Origin of the sequence: Nonomuraea sp. NPDC049607, assembly GCF_040675375.1 — a bacterium.
Lineage (GTDB): Bacteria > Actinomycetota > Actinomycetes > Streptosporangiales > Streptosporangiaceae > Nonomuraea.
In genome coordinates this window covers 14,319-34,015 of the sequence record NZ_JBFAOV010000037.1, presented here as the reverse complement: position 1 = coordinate 34,015, position 19,697 = coordinate 14,319, and the positions used below count along the sequence as shown (strand labels likewise).

General features: G+C 72.8%; 13 protein-coding genes. 6 read left to right on the top strand and 7 right to left on the bottom strand.

Going from position 1 to position 19,697, the window contains the following annotated elements:
* The first annotated feature begins 61 nt into the window (after positions 1-61).
* Positions 62-1,114, top strand: a complete 1,053-nt coding sequence (locus AB0J97_RS42625) for an AsnC family transcriptional regulator (RefSeq protein WP_364100398.1) — start codon at positions 62-64, stop codon at positions 1,112-1,114.
* Positions 1,115-1,488: 374 nt separating this feature from the next.
* Here the strand turns inward: AB0J97_RS42625 and AB0J97_RS42620 are convergent, their stop codons facing one another.
* The 3 genes from AB0J97_RS42620 to AB0J97_RS42610 are packed head-to-tail and all read right to left on the bottom strand — an operon-like array spanning position 1,489 to position 7,739.
* A complete protein-coding gene (locus tag AB0J97_RS42620) occupies positions 1,489-4,701 on the bottom strand; it encodes an FAD-binding protein (protein WP_364100395.1) in 3,213 nt (1,070 codons plus the stop codon).
* Positions 4,698-7,535 carry a type 2 lanthipeptide synthetase LanM family protein gene (locus tag AB0J97_RS42615; protein ID WP_364100392.1) on the bottom strand — a complete coding sequence of 946 codons (2,838 nt, stop codon included), beginning with the start codon at positions 7,533-7,535 and terminating at the stop codon, positions 4,698-4,700. The genes AB0J97_RS42620 and AB0J97_RS42615 overlap by 4 nt, the downstream gene beginning before the upstream one ends.
* 15 nt (positions 7,536-7,550) lie before the next feature.
* The gene (locus AB0J97_RS42610; RefSeq protein WP_364100389.1) at positions 7,551-7,739 is read right to left on the bottom strand and encodes a DUF6229 family protein; all 189 of its coding nucleotides are present in this window, start codon (positions 7,737-7,739) and stop codon (positions 7,551-7,553) included.
* Positions 7,740-7,880: 141 nt separating this feature from the next.
* Here AB0J97_RS42610 and AB0J97_RS42605 point away from each other — a divergent pair, with 141 nt between their 5' ends.
* From AB0J97_RS42605 to AB0J97_RS42595, 3 genes are all read left to right on the top strand, one after another.
* Positions 7,881-8,474, top strand: a complete 594-nt coding sequence (locus AB0J97_RS42605; protein ID WP_364100385.1) for a hypothetical protein — start codon at positions 7,881-7,883, stop codon at positions 8,472-8,474.
* Positions 8,475-8,648: 174 nt separating this feature from the next.
* Positions 8,649-9,134 carry a hypothetical protein gene (locus AB0J97_RS42600; RefSeq protein ID WP_364100382.1) on the top strand — a complete coding sequence of 162 codons (486 nt, stop codon included), beginning with the start codon at positions 8,649-8,651 and terminating at the stop codon, positions 9,132-9,134.
* On the top strand, positions 9,131-11,407 hold the full coding sequence (locus AB0J97_RS42595; RefSeq protein ID WP_364100379.1) for a tetratricopeptide repeat protein: 2,277 nt from the start codon (positions 9,131-9,133) through the stop codon (positions 11,405-11,407). The genes AB0J97_RS42600 and AB0J97_RS42595 overlap by 4 nt, the downstream gene beginning before the upstream one ends.
* Positions 11,408-11,891: 484 nt before the next feature.
* Here the strand turns inward: AB0J97_RS42595 and AB0J97_RS42590 are convergent, their stop codons facing one another.
* Complete coding sequence (locus tag AB0J97_RS42590; RefSeq protein WP_364100376.1) at positions 11,892-12,446, bottom strand: ABATE domain-containing protein; 555 nt, start codon at positions 12,444-12,446, stop codon at positions 11,892-11,894.
* A 68-nt stretch (positions 12,447-12,514) separates the two neighbouring features.
* Between AB0J97_RS42590 and AB0J97_RS42585 the strand changes: the two genes are divergently transcribed.
* Positions 12,515-13,426, top strand: coding sequence for an NAD(P)-dependent oxidoreductase (locus AB0J97_RS42585; protein ID WP_364100373.1), 912 nt, complete (start codon positions 12,515-12,517; stop codon positions 13,424-13,426).
* Between the two features lie 125 nt (positions 13,427-13,551).
* Here AB0J97_RS42585 and AB0J97_RS42580 read toward each other — a convergent pair whose 3' ends face one another.
* The 3 genes from AB0J97_RS42580 to AB0J97_RS42570 all read right to left on the bottom strand — a co-directional run bounded on the left by AB0J97_RS42580 (position 13,552) and on the right by AB0J97_RS42570 (position 15,931).
* Positions 13,552-13,899, bottom strand: a complete 348-nt coding sequence (locus tag AB0J97_RS42580; protein WP_364100370.1) for a hypothetical protein — start codon at positions 13,897-13,899, stop codon at positions 13,552-13,554.
* A gap of 174 nt (positions 13,900-14,073) precedes the next feature.
* Complete coding sequence (locus AB0J97_RS42575; RefSeq protein ID WP_364100367.1) at positions 14,074-15,378, bottom strand: hypothetical protein; 1,305 nt, start codon at positions 15,376-15,378, stop codon at positions 14,074-14,076.
* Between the two features lie 25 nt (positions 15,379-15,403).
* Entirely contained in the window at positions 15,404-15,931 is a 528-nt protein-coding gene (locus AB0J97_RS42570) for a ricin-type beta-trefoil lectin domain protein (protein ID WP_364100364.1), read from the bottom strand.
* A 158-nt stretch (positions 15,932-16,089) separates the two neighbouring features.
* Between AB0J97_RS42570 and AB0J97_RS42565 the strand changes: the two genes are divergently transcribed.
* Positions 16,090-19,365, top strand: a complete 3,276-nt coding sequence (locus AB0J97_RS42565) for an AAA family ATPase (RefSeq protein ID WP_364100361.1) — start codon at positions 16,090-16,092, stop codon at positions 19,363-19,365.
* The last annotated feature ends 332 nt before the right edge of the window (positions 19,366-19,697 follow it).

Below are 19,697 nucleotides of genomic sequence, written 5' to 3'. Positions count from 1 at the left end.
TATGCGGGAAAGCCACTTGGAAGCCGTCACCTTCCTGCATTTCGACATCAAATAGGATCACATGGTGAAATCCGACGTCGCGGACGAACTTGACCGCCGCCTGATCCAGGCACTCCAAATGGACGGCCGCGCCCCGTTCAGTCGCATCGCTGAGGTCCTCGGCGTCTCCGACCAGACGATCGCCCGCCGGTACCGTCGGCTGCGCTCACGCGACATCCTGCGCGTCGTGGGCGTCCCGCCTGTCAGCTACGTCGCGGAGGGTCGGTGGATCCTGCGCCTGCGGTGCGTCCCAGGCGCCGCCCGGAGCGTCGCCGCCGCGCTGGCGCGCCGTCCCGACACCACCTGGGTGCAGCTCGTCTCGGGCGGCACGGAGATCCTCTGCGTCGTCCGCGCCCGGAGCGAGGTCGACAGCGAGCAGCTCCTGCTGGACCGGTTTCCGCGCGGCGCCCGGGTCGTCTCGATCGCCGCGCATGCGGTCCTGCACACCTACTACGGCTCACCGCACGTGATCCGCGGCCTCGACGCGCTGTCCCCGGACGAAGTCGAACGGCTGCGCCCCGCGCCTGCGCCGGACACCGGCGAGATCGACTCCCTCGACCCCGGCGACCAGCGTCTGATGGACGTCCTGGCGCGCGACGGGAGAACGGGCCTGGCCGAGCTCGCGGCCGCCACGCGCTGGTCGCAGTCCACCGTCGCCCGGCGTCTGGAGCACCTGCGCGCGACCGGCGTCCTGCACTACTACGCCGAGTTCGACATCGCCTACGTCGGCCTGCGCAGCGTCGCCCGGCTGTGGATCACCGTGCCGCCGGCCGAGCTGGTGGCCACCGGGCAGGCCCTGGCCGAGCACCGCGAGGTGGTGTTCGCCGCCGCGACCACCGGCCCGACCAACCTGGCGGTCCAAGTCGCCTGTCGCAGCTCCCGCGATCTCTACCGCTACCTCACCGAACGCGTCGCCGCCCTGCCCGCGATCACCCATGTCGAGACCGCTCCGATCGTCCAGAACGTCAAGCGCGTCGGCACTCACCTCGACATCGGCCTTGGGATCGGCACGGTCGTCGGCGCCGTGTCCGATCCCGGTCAGCTTGTGGCCTGGCCGAGGTCCTCCAGCGGGTAGATCTCCAACGGCCGCTGTCCGGCCGGCGTCGCAGCGCAGTCCGGGGGTACGCCGCCTCCCGCCGCCGGCCAGACCTACGTCCGCCGGGTCGACGACCTCACGGGCCCCGCGCAGGTGGGCGCCGAGCTCGCGGCGAAGGGCCTCGTTCATGACCGCCGGCCTATGATCCGATGAACGCTCCCCTGCCTGTCGGCGGGCGCCCGGCGCCACTGTGGAGGCTATGAGCGATGACATGTGGCGACTGCGTGGCCAGCCTCAGGCGAGGCTCCTCCAGCGCGTCCTGGGTGGCTTCCATGCGCCGAGGCGAGGGTGAACGCCGCCGTTCAACCCGGACAGCGTCAGCGGCCGGCCGCGGGCGGGCACGTCCCCGGCTCTCAGCGCAGCGACTGGGCGTAGCGGAACAGGCCGGTGGGATCGTAGGCGGCCTTGATCTCGCGCAGGCGCGGGAGGTTGTCGCCGTAGTAGGCCCGGGCCCAGTCCTCCAGGTCGGCGTCCGGGTAGTTGGGGTAGACCCCGCCGGACGACCACGGCGACACCCGGTCCCACGACTCGCGCAACCACGCGTGCGCCTCCCGCCGCCGCTCGTCGGAGGCGCGGAAACCGACCTGGACGGCCTGCTTGAGCATGAACCGCGGGCCGCGGTGGACGAACGCGGTCGCGTCGGGGGCCGGGCGGCCGATGGCGCCCGCCCACGGCACGAACTCCAGGTCCCGGATCTCGCCGCGCACCCGGTCGGCGACCAGCCGGTCCAGCAGGTCCTCGACGGCCGTACGCGGCAGGAGGCCGTCGAAGAAGCCCGACTTGTTCAGGCGCAGCCCAGGCCGCTCGCCGTACGGCAGCTCGGTGACGGGGCCCTGCCCGCCGTCGGCGTAGGCGTGGTGGCAGGCGGCCGCCGCGCCCTCCAGCCGGGTGAGCCGCAGGCGGCCCGGCGGCGCGAGCGCGTCGACGACCTCGGCGGCCCACTCCTCGGCGCCGACGACGACGCCGAAGAGGACGGCCTGCGGCGGCTCGTCCGGCTCGTCCCCGGAGATGACGGCGATCTCCAGGTTGACCTCGTCCGGCGCGTCGGGCGCCCACCGCTGCCAGGCGTCGATGAGGTCGGCGGCCCGCTCGAAGTCGCAGACGGCCTGAACAGCGGTGACCGGCACGATGGGGCGGGTACGCAGCGTCATCCGGGTGACCACGCCGAAGTTGCCGCCACCGGCCCCGCGCAGCGCCCACAGCAGATCGTCGTCCGCCTCGACGCGCGACCCGTCGGCCAGGATCACCCGCGCCGCGAGCAGGTGGTCGGCGCCGAGCCCGTGCAGGCGGCTGAACACGCCGTATCCACCGCCCAGGACCGCTCCGGTGACGCCGACCGCCGGGCACCAGCCGCAGGGCACCATGCGCCCGTGCTCGGCCAGGCGCCGGGCCAGCTCGCCGATCCGCACGCCGGGGCCCACCCGCACGCTCTCCGCGCCGACCTCGATCTCGTTCGCCGCGCTGAGATCGACGAGCAGGCCGGTCGTGGAGGAGTGCTCGGCGAAGCTGTGTCCACCGCCGCGCAGGGCGAACGGCATGCCGCGGGCGCGGACGAGCTCAAGGACGCCGACCACGTCCGCCTCGGAGGCGCAGCAGGCCACGGCGGCGGGCAGCTTCTCGGTGAGCGTGCCGAGGAAGGGCTTGCGCCTGGCCTGGTAGCCAGGCTCGTCCGGACGGATCACGCGCGGGCCGGTCACCGGCGTGCCGGCTTTCCGGTCTGCAACGCGTACAGCTCGGCGTAGCGTCCCCCCAGCGCCAGCAGGTCCTCGTGGACGCCCTCCTCGGCCACGCGGCCCCTGGTGCAGCAGGTAGATGCGATCGGCATGGCGGACGCTGGTCAGCCGGTGCGTGATGAGCAGAATGGTCCGTTCTCCAGCGATCGCGCGGAGGGTCTCGTAGACGGCGTACTCCGCCTTGGCGTCCAGCGGTGCGGTCGGCTCGTCCCAGATCAGCAGGGCGCCGTCCCGGAACAACCCGCGGGCCACGGCCAGGCGTTGCCACTGGCCCGCCGACAGCTCGTGGCCGCCCTTGAAGTGTTTGGACAGCAGGGTGTGCCATCCGGCGGGCATGCCCGCGACGACGTCTTCGGCTGCGGCGAGCGAGGCGGCCTCGCGCAGGGCGTGGTCTTCCGGGTCCGGGCGGTCGTGGCGGCCGATGCGGACGTTGGTCCGGGCGTCGTGCGGCCAGCGGACCGGGTGCTGCGGGACCAGGACGACCCGGTCGGCCAGGGTACGCGGGTCCAGGAGGGCGGTGTCGATCCCGTCCCATCGCATGGTTCCGCTGGTCGGCCGGTAGAGCCCGGCGAGGAGCCTGGCCAGTGTGGTCTTGCCCGAACCGTTCTCGCCGACCAGCGCGATCGTCTGCCCGGCGCGGATGGTCAGGTCGATGTCGCGCAGCGCAGGAGTCCGCCTGCCGGGGTAGGCGAAGCCCACGCCGCGCAGGGTGACGCACTCTGGGGAACGCGGGACCGGTACGCCGGACGCCGGTCGTTTCCTGGCGTCGGCGTCGGTGAGGAAGTCCTGGTAGTCGGCCACGTACAGGGACTGTTCGAACAGCTGGTTGGCGGCCTGGGCGAGTTGCCGCAGCGCCGCGGCGGCCACCCTGACGGCGATCACCGCGGTGCCCGCCGCGGCCGGCGCGATCCAGCCGGCGTGCAACATCAGACCGAGTACGGCCAGCACCCCGGCCAGGGCGAGGCCGGCCAGCGCGCGCCCCGCGGTCCTGCCCCGCGCCATGGACACCCCGACCTGGGTCTCCCTCTGCTTCAGCACGTCCGCCACCTGGCGGTACTCGGCCAGCACGTACGGCTCGGCCTGGCAGGCGCGCAGCTCAGCCGCCGGTTCCCGCTCGGTGGACAGCTCGGCGAGCATCTGCACCCGGCGGTTCAGCGTGACCATGCTCCGCATGCCGGCGTACCCGCGCCGCGCGACCGTCAGCACCGCCCAGGCCTCCGGGATCATGCCGGCCACGAGCAGCGGCACCAGCAGGGGGTGCAGGACGGCCAGCCCGGCTATCGCGGCGGTCACTCCGCAGACGGCGCCGAGCAGGTCGATCGTGTTGCCGACCGCGCGGTCGAGGTGGAACAGCCCGCGGTCGCGGGCCCGGTGCAGGCCGTCGTAGAAGTCGGCGTCGTCGAAGTCGGCGAGTCGCACGTCCAGGGCGGCGGCGAACAGCCGTTCCTCGGCGACCCGGCGCAGCGCCGGTTCCAGCCGCGCCCTGGCCAGCTCCACCGCGGCTTCGGCCGCCGCGCGCAGCGACAGGATCCCGGCGACCAACGCCAGGCCGGGGGCCGCCGCCACGAGCCGGTCGGGCGCCGCGCCTGACGCGAGCAACTCGTCCAGCACGGCCACGCTCGTCAGCAACCCGCCGGCCGTCGCGGCGCCCGAGGCGAGCTGAAGGACGAGGATGGCGATCGCGGACCGGCGCCCGCTCCGCCAGATGAGCCGCAGCACCGGCACGGTGACCGCCAGCAGTTGCCGCGGCGTGCGGCGGGATCCGTCCGGCCGGTCGAGGTGCCAGTAGGGAGCGACGAGTTCCTCGTCCGCCTTCTCGTCCACGGGGCTCACGCCAGCTCCGGCAGCAGCACGGACGGCAGTGCGCACTCGGGGTGCATGCGGAGCAGTTGGTAGGACACTCCGCCCAGGCCGGGCAGCAGGCCCGGCGCGAAGGCGTCCCTGGCCAGGCCGCTGACCGGGCCGTTGGTCTCCAGGCTGCCCAGGATGACGGCGTCCAGCCGGTCCCGCTCGACCGGTGCGACGCCGGCGGCCCGGGCCTGCTCGATCGTCTCCCAGCAGCCGAGATCGCCGTGGCAGAGCGTGTGGTTCCAGCCGATCCCGTCGGCCCAGCAGGAGGCGGCGGCGCGCGCCAGCCTGTCGCGCCACAGGGTGCCGCCCTCGCGGGCCAGCCGGTCGGCGGCGACGAGCCCGATCCCGCCCGCGCCGTGGCACCACGCCTTGGCGGCGAAGCCGTCGTTGCGAAGGTCCAGCCAGCCGCGCTGCTCGGCGTCGTAGAGGGTGTCCTCGTAGGCCAAGGCGGCCTCGGCCAGCTCTCTCATGCCCTCGTGGTCACCGGGGGAATCGGCGAGGCGCGCCAGGGCCCAGCCGATGCCGCTCGCGCCGTGCGCCAGCCCCCCGAGTCCCTGCGGGAAGCGGAGGCTCGGCCAGCACACCCCGCCGGGGCGGCGCTCCGCCAGCCCCGCGAGGCGCCGGCCGATCGTACGGGACAGCCCGGCCCAGCGCGCTTCGCCGGTCTCCCGGCTCAGCAGGAGGAGGGGAACGATCGCCCCCGCCATCCCTGACAGCAGATCGTAGCTGTCGTCGGCCTCGATCGAGTCCGGCAGCAGTCCCGCCAGAACGCGGGCGCGCTGGAGCGCTTCCTCCCCGACGACGCCCAGGGAGCGCAGCAGCAGCCAGCTCCACACCTGCGAGGCGATCCCCAGGTAGGCGCCGGGAGGCTCCGGCCGCAGGCGTATCCCTTCCTGTCGCCTGGCGGCGTCGCGGTCCTCCATGGCGCGGATCGTGCGCAGGACCGCTTCCAGGAGCCCGTCCAGTTCCGCGATCGGCTCGGCCCTGCCGTCCGCGGCTTCCCGGAGGTAGGCGCTCAGCAGGATCGCCAGGCCGTGGGCTCCGCCGTACAGGTCGAGCGACAGCGGCTGCACGGCCCAGCCGGTGAGGTCGAGCACGGGCGTGATCCACGTGACCGTGCCGTCCGCACCGCGCACGGCGCTGTCCAGGACCCCGCGGAGGATGCCGGCGGCCGCCGCGCGCCGCCGGGGCTCCAGCCGTTCGGTACGGACGAGGCCGGGCGGGAGCCGTTCGAGGTCCGGCATCCAGCCCTCGTTGAGGTACGCGCTGACCAGAGCCGCCTGAGCCACCGCGCGGTCCAGGCCGTGGTCGCGCTCCCGCCAGCGGGCCACCGCACCGGCGACCAGATCGCTCTCCGGGCCGCACCTGGTGTCGGCGGGGCCGCGGAGCATGCCGACGCGCGGCGTGGTGTCGAACATCGGGATGTCGCCGTGGCACAGCTCGTCCACCTCCGCGGCGATGATCGCGGCGTCGCCGGGAGCCCCTGGGACGTTCTCCGACATCTTCGCCAGCAGCCGGGCGGCCTTCGCGCGGGCGTCCGCCTCGTCGTGGAGCGCGGCCGGATGCCACAGCATGCGCGCCAGTTCGGCGTACGACTCGGTGGAGCGCAGCACCGCGCGGACGGGGCAGTCGGCGAACGGCGCCAGCAGCGGCTCCAGCTTGCCCGACCGGTCCAGCTCGGTCAGGCGGTCGTCGAGCTCGTCGAGCCCGGCGATGATCAGGTCCCAGTACCGGCCGAGCACCGGCTCGGGGCTGGGATGGTTGGCCGCCGGCGGCAGCGTCACCCGCTCGGTGCCCATCCTGGGGCTGTCGGTGCCCGCGCCGAGCACCACCGGCAGCTCGATCTGCGGCTGCTGGCCGGGCAGCGCGCCCGCCGCCGACATGTCCACGCCTCGCCAGCCGAGGGCAACCCCTCGTCCCGGGAGCAGCCCGATGCCCAGCACCGAGCTGTTCACCAGCTCCACTGCCACGTCGAAGGCCTGGCCGTACCCCGAGGGACGGGCCTTGGCGTGCGGGGCGAACAGGCTCTCGCAGTCGACGACCACGGGGTGCGGCCCGGCGGCGATGAGGTTCTCGGCGTGCAGGTCGTTGCCGCCGAGCAGGCGCATGAGCGCCAGCCAGTGGCCCAAGCCGCGGTAGAACGCGCCCAGTTCCTCGGCATCGCCGCAGTGGCGGTGCCCGATGTGCTCGGCCCAGCCGTACCCCGGCCTGGTCACGACGGCGGGTACCCGCATGGTCGAGACGCCGAGGTGCGTGAGCAGGTCGGCGAGTGCCGCGTCCACCGCCAGCGAGCGCGGCTTGTAGACCACCCGTCCGTCCCCGCCGTGCAGCACGACGACCGTCTGCCCGCCCCGGTGGCTGTCGCCGGCGCCGAACTCGACGCGGTCGAGCTCGCCCGACGGCGCTCCCGGAAGCGAGACCAGTATCGCGCGGTCCTCGGCGAAGCGTTCGGCCAGGCGGAACGCGGCGGCACATCGATTGCGGATGACCGTCGTGAGCCTCGGCATCATGCCGGGGTAGAGCACCGCCAGATCGTTCCAGAATGCCGGTTGCGCCGCACTTCCCTGCCACTCCCGCCAGCGGGCGGCGGGGTCGGCGGCGGTCAGGCGCCCGGACAAGCGGGCGGCGTTCACCTCCAGCACCAGCACCCTGGTGATCTTGCGGCGGACCTCCTCCTCGACGGACAGCGCAGCGCCTGACAGGACGGCGCTGCGCTCGGCCGGCGCAAGACCGGTAAGTGCGCGCAGCCGGGCCCCGAGGTCGGTCAGTGCGGGTCCGATCAGCGGGTCCAGCGGAGGGTCGAACTCACCGGCCATGCGCTCCGCCCCTGCTCAGCAGCACTGATAGGTTCTGGAACCCGAGCAGGCGGTCCCGCATCTGCCGGAGCCGCCCGGCCCTGTCATGGTGATCTCCGACTCGACGTACATGCCGGGCATCAGCGGGCCTGCCGGGCTGTCCGGGTCGTCGCCTGTCCTCCAGGCGGCGATGATCTCCTCGGCCCTTTCGAGGGTGACGGTCATGTTCGCTCCCTTCTCGAATCTGGCCCCATGATTCGGGGTCGGCGCAACGCCTGATAGGCCTCATAACTGCGCACTTGACGACAGATAAGGGATATGAGATAGACAGGCGTGATCACCGTTTCTGCGGTAGATGATGACCAGATGCTCATCGACGGGCTGGCCGCCTGGCTGGCGGACGTTCCCGACGTACGGCTGACCGGATGGGCCGCCTCCGTCGCCGAGCTGCTCAGGACCGAGCCGTTCCCGGCCGACGTGGTGCTGCTCGAGGCGCGGCTCGCCGACGGCTCCGACCCGGTCGAGAACGTATGCGCGCTGGTCCTGCTGCGGCGGCGGGTGCTCGTGGTCAGCGCGATGCCCGGCGGCAACCTGGCCAGGCGGATGATCGAGGCGGGAGCCGGCGGATACCTCACCAAGAACCACAGGCTGGAGACCCTGCTGTCCAAGGTCAGGGAGCTGGCCGAGGAGAAGACGGCCTGTCCGCCCGGTCCTGCGGCGGACCACACGGCCGGGCGGGATTGCGTCCGTCCCGTCCTGTCCCCTCAGGAGCACGCGGTGCTGCTCGCCTACGCCTCCGGAATGACGCTCGCCGCGGCGGCGCGCAGCGCCGGAGTGCGGCCGGGAACCGCCAAGAACTACCTGGAACGTGTCAAGGAGAAGTACCGGAAGGCCGGGCGCCCGGCGTACACGAAGCTGGAACTAGCGGTCCGGCTGAGAGAGGACGGCCTGGCCATCTGACCCTTGTCGCCGGATCGGGGCGTTTCTCGTTGCGCCGGCGGAACATGGCCACCCCGCCGCCCGTCGAGGGAACGCGATCACGGGCCCGACCGATCCGGACAGTCTCAGAGGACCCCGGTAACGCCTTCGCTACTTGCGGTCCACGTGCGCCGATTCGGGAGCATCCTGGAGACCATGTCGAAGACGTCGTCCGGTGCGGAACGCACGACGGGATCGCGGTTGTGGCGGATCGTGGCCATCGCCGCGGTCGTCGTGCCGGCGGTCTGTCTGGCGGCCGGGGTGCTGTGGTTCTTCGCCGACCCACTACACCTGTCCGGCCAGGTGCTGCAGGTGCTGGATCAGCGGGCCAGCGTGGTCGGCCTGTTCACCGGCATGACACTTGGAGCGGCGGGGCTGGTAGTCGCTTTGGTGGCGCTGCGGGCGCAGGTCCGCGCCGACCGCCGGCCGGCTGCCGGCACCGCGCCTGGCACGCCGGCCGCCGAGCCGGGTGCGCCGCCGCGGGCGCCGGTCTCGGAGGAGCGGTCGGCCGCCATCGGCGGCGACAATTCCGGCATCGTCTCCACCGGTGAGGGCGTGCGGAATGTGCAGATGCGGGCGGAGGCATCGGGGAAGGGCCGGGTGTACCAGGCCGGCGGCGACCAGACCGTCAATGAGCGATGACCACGCCTCCAGCGGCTGATTCCCCGCAGCGGCAGCCGCCCATCCAGATGGATGCCACCGCCTCGGGGCAGGGACGCGTGTATCAGGCGGCCGGTGACCAGACCATCAACCACCATTACCCGCCCCGGCCGGAACCGGGCCAGATCGTCGAGGGCGACATCCCGCAGTGCCCGCCCGGCTTCCAGGTGCGCCCGCGACTGCGCCGGCGGCTGGCCGACCTGCTGGGCGAGCCGGAGCAGGACGGACAGGGAAGCGGTGACGGCGGAGCGGTGGTGATCTGCGCGCTGGCCGGCACGCCCGGGGTGGGCAAGACGTTGCTGGCCGCCTCCTACGCCTGGGCCTGCCAGGCCGCCCGCTGGCCGGTGATCGCCTGGATCGCCGCCGAGAGCACCGACCAGATCGTGACCGGGCTGGCCGCCCTGGCCGAGCGGCTCGGCCAACGTCTGCCCGACGACGACGCCACCACGGCCGCGACCCGGGCCAGATCCTGGCTGGCCGCCACCACCCGGCCCGCGCTGCTGGTCTTCGACAACGCCACCGACGTCGCCGTGGTGCGCCGCTGGTGCCCGGCCACCGGCGCCACCCGCGCGCTCGTCACCACCCGCAACCGCGCCTTCCTGCGCTCCTATCAGCCACTCGAGGTCGACGGGTTCACCCCCGACCAGGCGCAGGCGTTCCTGCACCGGCGTACCGGCCTGGACGACCCCGGCGGCGCCGCCGAACTCGCCACGGAGCTGGGACACCTGCCGCTGGCGCTGGCCCAGGCCGCCTCCGTGATCACCCGCCTGCATCTGGACTACCCCGGCTACCTGGACCTGCTGCACGCCTTCCCCATCGGCGACTATCTGCGTGCCCACGACGGCGACGCCTACCCGGCCGGCACCGTCCAGGCCATCATGCTGTCGATCACCCAGGCGGAGGCGTCCCTGCCCGCGGCCCCGCACCTCCTGGCGATGCTCTCGGTGCTGTCGCCGGCGGGCATCCCCCTGACGGTGCTGTCGGCGGGGAGCAAGGCCAGTAGCCACCCGGTGCACCTGCGGGAAACGCTCGCCGCCCTGGCCGACAACTGCTTGATCTCCTTCAGTGAGGACGGCGCCACCGTCCTGATGCACCGCCTGGTGCAACGCGTGCTGCGCGAACGCGCCACCCACCACGGCCACCTGTCCGCCGCCCTCGCCCGGGCCATCGGCCTGCTCCATGCCTTCAACGCCACCCTGCCCTACGGTGCCGGCACCTGGGCGGCCCGCGCCCAGGTCGAGACGCTGATCGACCAGACCAGCACCGTCTATCACTGGGCCCTCGCCGGCGGTGACCTGCCCGCCGAGCTGCTGGCTCTACGCGGCTGGTGCGGCCGTTACCTGTACGACCTGGCCGACCTCACCCGCGCCGTCCCCTTGTTCGAGGTGACGCTGGCCGACCACGAGCGGGTGCTGGGCGCCGATCACCCCTCCACCCTGGCCTCCCGCAACAACCTCGCCGGCATCTACCGGGTGGCCGGGGACCTGGGCCGGGCCATCCCGCTGTCCGAGGCAGCCTTGGCCGACTGTGAGCGGATGCTGGGCGCCGACCACCCCGACACGCTGACCTTCCGCAGCAACCTCGCCGGCACCTACCGGGCGGCGGGGAGGCTGGGCCGGGCCATCCAGCTGTACGAGGCCGCCCTCGCCGGGCGAGAGCGGGCACTGGGCGCCGACCACCCTTCCACGCTGAACATCCGTAACGACCTCGCCCACGCCTATCAGGCGGCGGGGGACCTGGGCCGGGCCATCCCGCTGCACAAGAGCACGCTGGCCGACCGCGAGCGGATCCAGGGTGCCGACCACCCCGACACGCTGATCTCCCGCAACAACCTCGCCACCGCCTACCAGGAGGCGGGTGATCTACCCCGGGCCATCCCGCTGTACGAGGCGACGGTGGCCGACCAGGAACGGGTGCTGGGAGGCGACCACCCCAACACCCTTACCTGCCGCAGCATCCTCGCCACCGCCTACAGGCAGGCGGGTGATCCACGCCGGGCCATCCCGCTGTACGAGGCGACGGTGGCCGACCAGGAACGGGTGCTCGGCGGCGACCACCCCCACACCCTGGCCTCCCGCAACGACCTCGCCGCCGCCTACCACGCGGCAGGCGATCTACACAGGGCCATCCCCCTGTACGAGGCCACACTGGCCGACTGCGAGGAGGTGCTCGGTGCCGAACATCCCCTCACTCGTGCCGTGCGGGGAAATCTTGGGGCGGCTGCCGCGGCCGCTCCTCGTGACGTTGGAGGGTGAAGGCGAGTGTTCCCGAGGTGGGGGAAGTACCCCTCGTCGTGATCTTCAGCGGTACGTGGCAGGGCATCTTCGCTGCTGCATCGCGTCCATTCGAAGACGTTCGCCCGGGTCGACTTCGGCCAATTGAAGACACCCGCCCCCTACGTCACCCTCCCGTCTGGCGTGGTGCCGGCCGGGCCGGCGAGCGAAGAGCGCCTGCCTGGGCTGGTCGGTTCGGTGTGCCGTTCATTCCGTCGAGCTACAGGGTCGCGATGACCAGCCCGAGCACGAAGAGGCTCGCCAGCGCAAGAACCACGGAGAGTCGCATAAGTCAACCTTAGGTTGACGCTTCCATCAACGTCAACCCATGGTTGACGGAGGTGGAGAGCCGTGCCTGGCGCGGCCGTCGCGCTTGCCGAGGTCGGTGTCGGCACGCCGGCGCGGTGACCTGGGAGTCACTGCGCGCGGGTGGTCGGGCTTGCCGGGCCTGATCGCGGCTGTTGGGTCAGTTCTCGGCGAGACGTGCCTTCTTGACCTTGTTGCCGCAGGTGTTCATGGAGCACCAACGGCGGTTGGCTCCGCGGCTGGTGTCGAGGAAGAGCCCCGCGCATCCGGGGCCTTCGCAGTTCTTGATGCGGCTGCGGTCGGGGCCCCCGAGGACGTGGATGGCATCTGTGGCCAGGACCCCGAGGGCGTCACCGACAGGCGTCGCCGCGGTCAGGCGCCATCCTGCGCGATCGCGTTCGAGCGCGGCCTTCGCGTGCCCGGCGGCCGCGACCGTGTTGAGAGTGCGGACATCCTCCGGATCGGGCCGTTCACCTGCGGCGATCGCCGACCCGATCCGGTAGATCACCTCGCGCAGCTCGACGGCGTCCTTCAGGTCGGCCGGCGACACGTCCGTGGCGTCGAGCCCTGTCGCCTGCAGCCACATCTTCAGTCGTGCAGGGTCGGTCAGTCGCTCCCGTGGCGCCATGCCGGCTCGATCGCTGACGGTGGCGGTGAACCGGAACGCCAGGACCTCGTTGTCCATGCGGAACACACGACGTGCGTCCTCGGCCATCCCAACCTCCGCAGCAAGCGACGACACCTTTCGAACCGTCTTAGCCGGTTCGACATGATGGTACCCCTATGACATCGTGGAACCACCTTAGGCGGTTCACAGAGAGGGTTCTCCTCATGAGCGACATCGCGGTCATCGGTCTGGGAGCAATGGGACGGCCCATCGCACGCAACCTCTTGAGAGCCGGGTACGACGTCGTGGTGTGGAACCGCTCCGACAGGCCCGCGGACGAGCTCGTCGCGGCGGGTGCCCGGCGAGCCGCCTCGGTCGCCGAGGCCATGCACTCGCCGGTGGTCTTCTCGGTCCTGGCCGATGACCGGGCCGTCGCCGAGACGTTCGTCGACTCCGGCGTTCTCGCTCGGGCCCCGGGCGGGACCGTTCACGTCAACCTCGCGACGGTGAGCGCCGGCCTGGCCCGCCGGGCCGGCGCGGCGCACGCCGAGCACGGTGTCGCGTACGTCGCGGCACCGGTCTTCGGCCGTGTTCCGGTCGCCGAAGCCGGAGCGCTCAACATCCTCGCGGCGGGCGAGCAGGGGCTGATCGACCGCGTGCAGCCGCTCTTCGACGTGATCGGCTCGCGGACCTGGCGACTCGGCGACCGTCCGGAGCAGGCCAACGTCGTGAAGATCCTCGGGAACTACCTGATCGCCTGCGCGATCCAGTCGCTGGGCGAGGCTGTCAGTCTCGCGGAAGGCGCCGGTGTCGACTCGGGGCGGTTCGTCGAACTGCTGACCTCGACCCTCTTCCCGGGAGCCGTCTACACCGGCTACGGGTCGATGATCGCCGAACGGCGCTACCAGCCGCCCGGATTCACTGCGGTCCTGGGCCGCAAGGACCTGCACCTCGCGCTCGATGCCGCGAACGACCACGACATTCCGCTCCCGATCGGTGAACTCCTGCGGACTGTCTTCGACCAGGCCATCGCCGACGGTCACGGGGCGGACGACTGGGCGGTCATCGCGGAACGGCAGCCGCGGTGACCGCCGTGGAGGCGGCCGGGCGATCACGCCACGAGGCAGCTCTCCGCGTTCCGCGAAGTCTTCCGAGCCGACCACCAGGCCTTCTGACGCGGGCCCGGTGAACCGCGCGGCTCACCGGGAACGGGTCACGGGCTGGTGATGACGCCGCGGGGGGCCAGGTCGAACCTTCCCTCGACGATGACGTTGTCGCCCACCTTGAGCCCGTCCCCGACGCAGCGGGGGTTGACGGTCGCGATGCGCAGGTGGTCGCGGTCCTCCAGGAGGATCGCGCCGCTGGTGTTGTCGTAGGTGGCGTCGGCCTGCCCGGTGGCGGTCAGGACGCAGCCGTCGCTGCTCTCCACGCCCACGCTGGCCCCGGACACCCGGCCCGCGACCTTGCCGGTGCCGGGGTCGGGGTCGAACGCCGTCGCGTCGAACTTCAGCGGCAGGACGTCGGCCGTGACGTCCAGCGGGCCCGCGCAGGTGACGCCCACGGGGGCGAAGGAGATGCCGGTGATGGAGATGACCCCCGCACCGGGCAGGCCCGTGCCACCCTCCTTTTCAGCCTCGACCGCCCTCCTCCGACGTGGTCGATGCCGAGGCGGGGCCCTTCGGGCGGTTCCCCCGTTCGGCCTCGCCAGGAAGGCGCGGGGCTCAGGGCGCGGGGCTCAGGGCGCGAGGTTGTCGAGAGCGACCGAGTAGACGACCCGCTGATCTTCGCCTTCGGTCAGCCCCCACAGCTCGCCCCCGGTGCCCGAGTACCACAGCGACAGGTCCTCCGGCCGGTAGCCCCAGTCCGTACGGGCCGTCATCGTCATGGAGGCCAGGTCCACCGACGCGAAGCGCCTGGAGTACGGGACGTTGACGAACTTGCCGGCGCTCATGTTGACGTAGAGCCGGCCGTCGTGGAGCTGGACGCCCTGGACGTCGCTGATGGCGTGGGTCTCCGCCGTCGTGGGCGTGGTGGACTCCCAGGCCGCCGTCGGGGTCAGGCCGAGCCGGTAGTCGCCGGTCTCGGCCGAGCGGAAGGCGTAGCGCGCGATCCGGGTGCCGTTCAGCGGCTGGGGCTGGCCGTTCAGCCATGTGGCCCGGTAGTCGCCCACCACGAGGGCCTGCCGGCCGGTGCTCGTCCGGTCCAGCGAGATGTAGTCGAAGTGCAGGTCGGGGCTGACGAAGTTGGCCACCTCCGGCATGACGTACTGGTAGTCGTCGAGCTTGGTCTGATGGCGGTAGATCCGGCGGGTGTCGAACACGCGGATGGCGCTGCGCTTGGCGCTCGGGGCGCCGGTGCCGTCGGGCCAGCCGGGGGTGGTGGCCATGAACAGGTAGGGGCCGCTCCAGGCCAGGCCGCCGCCGTGCCCGTAGATCCGGCTCAGGGTCCCGTCCGGACGGACCCAGACCGGCAGGACGGTCCGGTAACGCATGTCGTTCAGGTTCACCACCGACAGCCGCACCGAGTTGGCCAGCGAGTGGGTGGGCGGGTTCTGCCAGGACCAGCTCGTGATCAGCGCGTCCTTCGAGGTGGGCACCGGAGCGGCGTCGTTCCTCGCCTCACCGGAGGTGGCCAGGCCCTGCGGCACCCAGGCCGTCTCGCCCGTCAGGCCCTGCAGCTTGGCGTCCCAGCAGAACGCCCTGCCGACGCCGCTCGTCGTCGGCCCGTAGGACTGCATGCGCGAGGCGCAGGCCGGGTCGTCGGCGGGCGTCGGGAGCTGGGTCCGATCGTCGCCGCTGAGCACCTGGTCCAGGGTGGTCAGTGCGAACGCGTCCTCCATGGGCTGGGTGTACGGCTCGGCCCCGACCGTGAGCGACAGGCCGGTGAGCGCGTCGCCGGTCAGGCGCTTGAGCGGCGCCACCACCTGGGCCGCCGCGGCGGCTTCTGTGGCCGCGGACGCAGGGGCCGCGGTGGTGGGGGCCGCCGGCGCGGTGCTCATGACGGTGGCCGTCATCGCCAGCGCGATCAACATCTTTCCCAACGGAATCCTCTTCTCGCTGTGATCGTCAGGCGTCGCAGGACGCCTTCTGGGTGGGCCAGGCCCGCCGGCACCACCGGCTGTTCACGCCGGGCCGGGCGTCACGGGCGACGCGGACGTGCAGGGTGCCCGCCTCGTCGTAGAGGGCGGCCTTGCCGTACCGGTAGGCCAGGATCCTGGCGCCGTCGAACGTCCACCATTGCCCGCTGTCGCCCGGCGCGCAGGGGGTCAGGAGCGCGTCCTGGTTCTTGGGCCCCCGGGCGGTCAGGCATCGGCGGTCGTACCTCTCGTGGTCATTCCGGATCATGAACGTCCCGGGCACCCCTGTGGCCCGGGAGATGTCCTCGACGTGCCAGAGCTGCCACCCGTCCTCGGGCTTGCCGGCCTCCCGGTTGCAGGCCAGGGAGCGGACGTCGTCGCCGTTGTTGGCGTCCAGGCAGTCGCCGGTGCCCGCGTTGACGAACCTGACGACGCCGGTGCCGCCCGCCGCCGGAGCGGCGGTTCCGGCGGGCACCGGCGTGAGCAGCGACAGGGTCAGGGCGACGAGCAGGCGCATGGATCTCCTCGGCTTCTCGGCGGCGTGGCAGGTCCCCAGTCTCGGCGTGGCGATCATTGTCCGGAAGCCCGTTTCGCGCCCTGGACAAACTTGATCAAATCGGGGTGAAGACGTATTTTGCGCTGGTTTGTGGTTCTCATGGGACCTAGGGGGAGCGCATGGGACGTCGTGAACAGGTCGTGGATCCGATGGACGGCCCGGTCGCCGCTTTCGCGGTCGAGCTGCGCAAGTTACGGGAGCAGGCGGGGTCCCCGTCCTACCGGGTGATGGCCGCGCGGGCCCGCTTCGCCGCCTCCACGCTGGCGCAGGCCGCCGCCGGGGAGAGGCTGCCGACTCTGCCCGTCACGTTGGCCTACGTCCGCGCCTGCGGCGGCGACGAGCGGGAATGGCGGGTCCGCTGGGAGGAGACCCTGGCCGCCGATCGGGAGTGGGCATCCTTGGCCGCCGCGTGCGAGCGGGCGCCGTACCGGGGGCTGGCCGGCTTCGAGGAGGCCGACCGGGCCTACTTCTTCGGCCGGTCCTCGCTGGTGGAGCGGCTGGCCGGCATGGTGAAGGCGCACCGGATGGTGATGGTGGTCGGCCCGTCGGGCTCCGGCAAGTCCTCGCTGCTGCGCGCCGGGCTGGTGCCGGCGCTGCGGCCGCGCGCGGCGCGCGTCCTCACGCCGGGCGTCCACCCGGCCCTGCCCGCCGCCGCCGCGGGGGAGCTGGTCGTGGTCGACCAGTTCGAGGAGGTGTTCACGCTGTGCGAGGACCCCGGCGAGCGTGGGGCGTTCATCGACGCGCTGGTGGCCGCCGAGGGCGGGGTCGTGCTCTCCGTCCGCGCGGACTTCTTCGGACGGTGCGCCGACCATCCCCGGCTGATCGAGGCCGTCGAGGACGCCACCGTCCTGGTGGGCCCGATGAGCCCGGCCGAGCTGCGCCAGTCGATCGTCAAGCCCGCGGCCACCGCCGGCCTGATCGTGCAGCGCGAGCTGACGGCCCGGATCCTGGAGGAGGTCACCGGGCAGCCCGGCGGCCTGCCGCTGATGTCGCACGCCCTGCTGGAGACCTGGAAACGCCACCACGGCAAGGCGCTGACGCTGGCGGCGTACGAAGCCGCGGGCGGCATCGCGGGCGCGGTCGCCCGCACCTCCGAGGAGCTTTACGCCGGCCTGACCCCGGCCCAGCAGGACAGGCTGCGCCACCTGCTGCTGCGGCTGGTCATGCCCGGCGAGGCGGGCGCGCAGCCCACCCGCCGCCCGGTACGGCGCTCGGAGCTGCTGACCGGCGACCCCGGCGACCCGGGCCCCCTCCTGCTCGAACGCCTGACCGCCGCCCGCCTCGTCACCCAGGACGGCGACACGGTCAACCTGGCCCACGAGGCCCTGCTGACCGCCTGGCCCCGGCTGCGCGCCTGGGCCGAGGAGGACCGCGAACGCCTGAGAGTGCACCGGCGGCTCACCGAGGCGGCCGACACGTGGGAGGAGCACGGCCGCGACCCCGGCGCCCTCTACCGGGGGCTGCGCCTTGAGCTGGCCCGCGAACACCTCACGGCCCGGCCCCTCACCCCGGCCGAACGCGCCTTCCTGGCCGCCAGCGACGGCGAGCGCAGGAAGGGCAGGCGGCGCACCGCGGTCCTGGCCGTCCTGGCGGTGTTCCTGCTGGTCACGACGTCCCTCATCTGGCAGCGGAGCCTGGTGAACGGCCAGCAGAAGCGGGAGCTGCACGCCCGCGGCATCGCCGGGACGGCCGAGACCCTGCCCCTGTCGGAACCGTCCCTGGCCATGCGGCTCAGCCTGGCCGCCTGGAAGCTGGCCGACCTCCCCGAGACCCGCGCGGCCCTCCGCGCGGCGAGCCTCCAGCCGCAGCAGGACGTCTTCGCCGACCAGGACACCTCCCCGGACACCCGGCGGAGCCTGAGCGCCGACGGCCGCTGGCTGATCAGCGCCACCGCCACCCGGGTCACCCGCTGGGACCTGCGCACCCACCAGCCCCAGGTCACCGCCGCGCCGGTCCACTCCGACGCGGCGGCGCCGCCGCTCGTGTGCAGACCTGGCGAACCGCTGCGCCTGCCCGACCCCGCGACCGGCCGCCTCGCCGCCCCCGCCTGGGCTCCCACCCCGACCGCCGAGCAGTGCCGCGAGGGACGCCTGCGCCTCTCCCCGGACGGACGGACGCTGCTCATGGCCACCCCCGCCCTGGTCAGGGTGTGGGACGTGGCCTCGGGAACGGAGGCCGCCGCACTCAGCGCGCCGGGCGTGCGCGAGATCGGCTTCAGCGCCGACGGCGCCTTCGTCGCGACCGCCGGCGAGGACGAGCTCCAGGTGCGCGCCACGAACCACCTCCAAGGAGTGCTCCTGCGGCACCCGCTCCACGGCGACGTGGTCGACGACCTCTGGATCGGCCCCGACGCCGGGGAGATCCGCTACCTGACCGGCCCGACCGTGCAGACCCTGCGCGTCGGCTCGGCCTTCACCCGCGACTGGCGCGAGGATAGGGCGACCTCCGCCGCCTTCAGCCCGGACGGCAGGAGCCTGCTCCTCACCTACCGGGACCGTGTCGAGCTGCGCGACGCGAGGACCGGACAAGAGCTGCCCGGTCCGCCCCGGCCCTCCTGCCCGACGCCGTGCTGGATGCAGGCCGCCTTCAGCCCCGACGGCCGGATCCTCGCCTACGGCGACGCCTACGCCGCCTCCTTCACCGCGACGCTGTGGGACCTGGCCGGCCGGCGGATCACCGGCCAGTCGCCGCCCTTCCGCCACGGCGGGCCGCTCGCCTTCGCCCAGAACGGCGAGCTGCTGCTCATCAGCGGCGCCTCGGTCGGGCAGGAGGCGCTCACGAGCTGGAACACGCGCACCGGCGCCGTCGCCGCGACCCCCGGCGTCACCGGCAGCCGGATCGCCGTCGCCCCGCGGGGCGAACGCCTGCTGACCGACCAGGGCGACATCGCCTCGCTCCCGCCGTTGCGGCGGGCCGGCGGCGGCCCCGGCCCTGGCCCCGCGGAGGCGCTGGCCTTCAGCCCCGACGGCCGGTTCCTCGCCACCGGCGACACCAGAGGACGAACCGCCCTCTGGGACGGCGACCTCCGCCGCAACCTGGGCACGCTGCCCCCCACCGCCCCGGGAGCCGTGACCGCGCTGGCCTTCTCTTCGGACGCCGGCTTGCTCGCCGTCGGCACGGAGGGAGGCGTCGTCCAACTGTGGGACACCGCCGGCCGCCGGCCTGTCGGCCCGCCCCTCGCCACGCCGGGCGGCGCGGTCCTCGCGCTGTCCCTCAGCGGCGACGCGCTGTCGGTGGCCGGCAAACACCTGCCCTTCCAGCGCTACGACCTCAGCGCCGCCGGGGCTGCGAGCACCGTATGCCGACGGGTCGGCCGCGGGCTCGATCGGGAGGAATGGGCGAGGTACTTCCCGGACTTCCCCTACCAGCCGACCTGCGGGCCGCAGGATCGCTGACAGGCTTGGGAACGGCCCAGTCTCGGGTGCCGTTGAGGCCTGGCGCTAGCGCCAGGATCTCCGCGGCTCTGGCCGCCGTCTCGTAGAGCATCCGCCACAGCGCAGCTCCCTCGCCATGGTCGAAGACCTCACTCATCGTCGGTGTTCCCCAGTCCCGCGTCGTTCCGGTTCGGCCCTCAGCTCCCGAAGCTGACCCCAGCCCCGAAGTAGCTGTGTGAGTGATCACGATTGCGGTTCGTGGTCGTCGCGGGTGAGTGAACGAGGCCGGTTGGCCGGAGCCTCTGCTTGATCGTGTTCGTGTCGGGGACGGTCAGGTGGAGGGCGGTTTCGGG

Bases quoted from the DNA above. Each gene is read 5' to 3' on its own strand.
- AB0J97_RS42595 (WP_364100379.1), top strand. From the start codon at position 9,131: ATGACCACGCCTCCAGCGGCTGATTCCCCGCAGCGGCAGCCGCCCATC.
- AB0J97_RS42610 (WP_364100389.1), bottom strand. From the start codon at position 7,739: ATGACCGTCACCCTCGAAAGGGCCGAGGAGATCATCGCCGCCTGGAGG.
- AB0J97_RS42590 (WP_364100376.1), bottom strand. From the start codon at position 12,446: ATGGCCGAGGACGCACGTCGTGTGTTCCGCATGGACAACGAGGTCCTG.
- AB0J97_RS42600 (WP_364100382.1), top strand. From the start codon at position 8,649: ATGTCGAAGACGTCGTCCGGTGCGGAACGCACGACGGGATCGCGGTTG.
- AB0J97_RS42605 (WP_364100385.1), top strand. From the start codon at position 7,881: ATGCTCATCGACGGGCTGGCCGCCTGGCTGGCGGACGTTCCCGACGTA.
- AB0J97_RS42585 (WP_364100373.1), top strand. From the start codon at position 12,515: ATGACATCGTGGAACCACCTTAGGCGGTTCACAGAGAGGGTTCTCCTC.
- AB0J97_RS42565 (WP_364100361.1), top strand. From the start codon at position 16,090: ATGGGACGTCGTGAACAGGTCGTGGATCCGATGGACGGCCCGGTCGCC.
- AB0J97_RS42625 (WP_364100398.1), top strand. From the start codon at position 62: ATGGTGAAATCCGACGTCGCGGACGAACTTGACCGCCGCCTGATCCAG.
- AB0J97_RS42570 (WP_364100364.1), bottom strand. From the start codon at position 15,931: ATGCGCCTGCTCGTCGCCCTGACCCTGTCGCTGCTCACGCCGGTGCCC.
- AB0J97_RS42615 (WP_364100392.1), bottom strand. From the start codon at position 7,535: ATGGCCGGTGAGTTCGACCCTCCGCTGGACCCGCTGATCGGACCCGCA.